General features: G+C 65.1%; 4 protein-coding genes. All 4 read right to left on the reverse strand.

Annotation, left to right across the window (positions count from 1 at the left end; genetic code table 11):
* Nucleotides 1–32: 32 nt before the first annotated feature.
* A complete protein-coding gene (locus IAE77_RS11185) occupies nucleotides 33–647 on the reverse strand; it encodes a hypothetical protein (protein WP_294226219.1) in 615 nt (204 codons plus the stop codon).
* A 464-nt stretch (nucleotides 648–1,111) separates the two neighbouring features.
* Nucleotides 1,112–2,314 (reverse strand): hypothetical protein, encoded by a 1,203-nt coding sequence (locus IAE77_RS11190; protein WP_294226222.1) that lies wholly within the window; start codon nucleotides 2,312–2,314, stop codon nucleotides 1,112–1,114.
* A 179-nt stretch (nucleotides 2,315–2,493) separates the two neighbouring features.
* Nucleotides 2,494–3,159 carry a hypothetical protein gene (locus IAE77_RS11195; RefSeq protein WP_294226224.1) on the reverse strand — a complete coding sequence of 222 codons (666 nt, stop codon included), beginning with the start codon at nucleotides 3,157–3,159 and terminating at the stop codon, nucleotides 2,494–2,496.
* Nucleotides 3,160–3,373: 214 nt separating this feature from the next.
* Nucleotides 3,374–3,914, reverse strand: a 541-nt coding sequence (locus IAE77_RS11200) for a DNA cytosine methyltransferase (RefSeq protein WP_294226227.1), incomplete at its 5' end; no start/stop codon positions are given.

The raw sequence follows: 3,914 nt of genomic DNA on the forward strand, positions 1-3,914 counted from the left end.
TCCGCCCTTCGCCCTTCGCCCTCCGCCCTTCGTCATTCGCTCCTCCTCAGCGCCCCGATCAGCTCATTCACCTTGTCGATCACTTCCTGCATCACCGCGGCATCGTAGTCCGGCGGGGCGCTGGAGCCCAGGAAATCCACGCTGTTGCTGTTCGCGCTCGATCCGGCCACGGTGTCGGCAATCGCATCGGCCAGTTCCGCGCCCGTCACCTCGCCGGGCGGTCCGGCGGGGCCTTGGGGGCCATCGGCCCCGGTGGGACCGTCATGGCCTTGCGGGATGTCGAAGGTGAAGCCCACGTTGGTGCCATCGAAGGACACCGTCACATTCGCCGGATCACCGGCGGGCAGGGTGTTCACCGCATCCACCACCGCATTGGCAAACGGCGGCCCGGGCGGCCCTTCGCCGCCATCATTGCCTGCCACTCCTTGCGGCCCTTCCGGGATGTCAAAGGTGAAGTGCAGCGTGCTGTCCGTCACGCTCACAGTCACTACAGCCGGTTCACCCGCCGGCAGCGTGTTCACCGAATCCACCACCGCGCCCGTCACCGTCGCAATCGCATCGATCAACGCCTTCAGGCTGTTCAACTGGTTCCGCATCGGCGTCGCATCGATGGGTGTCAGGTCTTGAGGGTAGGTGGGGTCGAACATGGCAGGCGGAAGGGCGGAGGGCGAAGGGCGAAGAGCGACCCGTAGGCTGGCTCGCCAGAGCCAGGGGGAGCAGGGAAGGGCGAATGACGAATGGCGAATGACGAAGGGAGTGCGGAGGCCCTCGTCCGCTGGGGTTGCAGTGGAGCCGTGGAGCAGTGAGGCCGTAGGCTGGCTCGCCAGAGCCAGGGAGGCGAAGGGAGCGCGGACGCCTTCGTCCGCTTGGGTGGCAGTGGGTCAGTGGATGGTTGGATGGCTGGATTGATGGATGGTTGGAGAAGGGCCGAACCTGCGAAGGGTGGGCCGGCCTCGGGAGCGGCGACGACTCGTCGCCTTCCGACGCCTCCCGAAGGCCGACGACTCGTCGGCACTCCCGACGACCCGCGCACGCCCCATCTCATCGTCTCCCCATCTCATTGTCTCCCCCTCTCCCAGTCTCAGGGTCTCATGGTCTCACCGTCCCCCCCTCACGGTCCGACGGTGATGCGGAGGATGTCCGTCCAGGCGCCGTTGACCTGGCCGTTGTCGTAGAAGCGGAAGCGATACTGGCGCACCTCCGCCTGGCCGGGCACCAGCAGCGGGCGGTCGTCCACGATCGGGCTCTTCGTGCTCATCGTCAGCAGTTCCATGCCGCCGGTGCCGCGCTGGCTTTCGCCCAGCACGCCCTGGTGGCCATCCTTGAAGAACTTGAAGCTCACCGCCTGGTTCGCCGTCCCATCCACCACGGTGGCCGTCACGCGCGGCGGCGGGGGCTCGCCCGGCGGCGGCGGCGGCATCTCGCTGCCCACGATGCCCATGTCCAGGCCCATCGGCAGGTCGTAGGCCAGCTTGCCTTTGATCTCCTGCACCAGCAGAAAGGTGCGCTCCAGGGCGCCGGGCGTCACCGGATCCGCCGTGGCGGGCAGCGTCGGCAGCGCGGGCGCGGTGTAGGTGGGAAAGACAAAGGCGGCGGTCCCCGTGCCGCTCTCCAGCGAGCGCAGGGCGGCGGTCCCGGCCGGGCCCATCTCATAGAGGTTCGTCTTCCAATCCCCCAGCGCGTAGGCCAGCATCAGGTTGTCGGCCACGGCGTTGGCGATCACCGCCGCGCTCAGTCCCAGCGTGGGGCCGTGGATCAGCAGTTTGGCGGCAAAGTTGGCGTGCCATTCGGGGCGCTCAGGTTCCCGACGGGGGTAGTAGTTGTTGCGTTTCATCGGTTTGCGTTGGGTTCGGTGGTGGTGGGTGCTTGTCCCCGGCGGCGAAACCGTCGGCGACCAAAGAGCCCCGGAGGACCAGGTCACGCCGCTGCTCCACAGCGCCATGATCCGGCCCTCCAGGGGGTCAATGAGTGGCTCCAGGGCCTCACAGCCCCGCAGCCGGTGAAAAAAGGCGTCCTCCAGATTGAATCTGCCGTCCTCCGGATTGAGTCTGCGGTCCTCCAGATTGAGTCTGCCGTCCTCCAGATTGAATCTGCCGTCCTCCAGATTGAGTCTGCGGTCCTCCGGATTGAATCTGCCGTCCTCCAGGTTGAGTCTGCCGTCCTCCAGGTTGAGTCTGCCGTCCTCCAGGTTGAGTCTGCCGTCCTCCAGGTTGAATCTGCCGTCCTCCAGGTTGAATCTGCCGTCCTCCAGATTGAATCTGCCGTCCTCCAGATTGAATCTGCCGTCCTCGAAACACGAGCCTTCGTCGCCCAAACGATCCGGTTCATCCCCCAGACGGCGGCTGCCGGGCGTTCCAGCCCGGCCTGCGGCAGGCGGGCGGTCACATCGACCGGGGAAAGACGGGGCATGGAAGGCCGCAGGCTCATGGCGGGCAGGATTCCACCGATCGGCGGCCGTTCGAGGAAACTAGAATTTCCGCTGCTTGGCCCGGTTCATGCGGCCACGCCTTCCCACAGCACCATCAGCGTGGGCAGCCGCTGCAGCAGGCGATCCAGCACGCGGGGCAGGCACAGGCCCAGGCCGTTGGTCCAGCGCAGCACCGTGCACAGACTCACGTGCGACTCCCCCAGGCCGTCCCGCGTCGGTTTGAGGCGATGCTGATGCTGGTGCAGCATGCCGGTGCGGGCCTCCACCTCCGCCGGGCGCAGGTCCAGCACCACCACCACCTGCTGCATGAAGGCCAGCACCTTGTGATTGCAGACCTCCGGTCGGAGCCGCCGGCCCGTCGCGGTCTGCTGCTGCTGGGCGATCCAGGCCCGCAGCTCCGCCGCCGTCTCCGGCGTCAGGCCCACCGCCCGCAATTGCTCCTCCGTCGGTCCCTTCCCGCCCATCGGCCCCGCTTCAGGAGCCTTCTCCGGTGCCACCGGGGCCGTTTTCGGCCCCTTTCCGGCCACCTGCGGCTCCTGCCCGGCCTTTTTCGGCTCCGGTCTCACCGCCGCCCGCGGCGGGGTGCCCCGCGCCGGTTGCTTTCGCGCCGGCCGCAGCGCCTCTCCGCCCTGCATCGCCCCGCCACCCGGGGTCTTCGCCCGGCTGCCGCCCCCACGCCGCCTTCCGGGCACGGTCCCGCCGGAAGGGAAAGAACGAGTGGTCGCAGGCATGACACGTTCCAGGTTGGAAGCCCCGATGCAATCCGATTTCCCGGCGGCGGACCAGTGAATAAGGGTTCAAAGAGGGTTTCGTCCCTCACCGTGACAGAGATTGAGATGGCGGCCGATGCGACCCACCCTCTGGCGGAAACAAAACGGTTTGCGGGCAGGGATGATGCAGGAGCGACGAAGGGACGTTTAATATCCTGGCTTCGTTCGCCTTTATTCAGTTGGCAAACCTCAGCACAATGGGCGAAATCAGCGCGGTGGCGAGAGGTGGTGGCACAGCATTGCCGACCACTCTATATTTTGCCATCAACCCACCTGGGACCTCGATATGGTCCGGCAACTCCTGGATGGCAGCGCACTCACGCCAACTCAAACGTCGATTAACGTTTCCCTGTAGTTCAAATTTATCCTTACCGACACTCACCATTGGTTTGTCAGAAGGATGCAGTGGGACGTGGCTTCCATGGGCAACTATGGTGTAGCTTGGTTCATCCCAGCCGCGCTTTCGATTCCGCGTCAGATAATGTCCGTGAAACTCTTTTTGCAAATAAGCGTCATCATCCCGGGCAGCCATATCTTTCAAAACATCCCGCAGCGTCCGCCAAGGAGTGCCCAAGTCTGGTCCATGTGTAGGCTCTGGAAACTCATATTCAAAATTCTTTACTGATCGATGAACGCCGACCAAAAACACGAGTCTTCGCTGTCCTGAGTGGGTATCGAAGGTAGCAGCGGCGAAAGCGGAGTGGTAGGAAGAGGGA

The organism is Prosthecobacter sp. (assembly GCF_014879935.1).
In the GTDB taxonomy this organism is placed as follows: Bacteria; Verrucomicrobiota; Verrucomicrobiia; order Verrucomicrobiales; family Verrucomicrobiaceae; genus Prosthecobacter.

Excerpts from the sequence above, each read along its gene's own strand:
- IAE77_RS11185 (WP_294226219.1), bottom strand. The coding sequence starts at position 647 with ATGTTCGACCCCACCTACCCTCAAGACCTGACACCCATCGATGCGACG.
- IAE77_RS11195 (WP_294226224.1), bottom strand. The coding sequence starts at position 3,159 with ATGCCTGCGACCACTCGTTCTTTCCCTTCCGGCGGGACCGTGCCCGGA.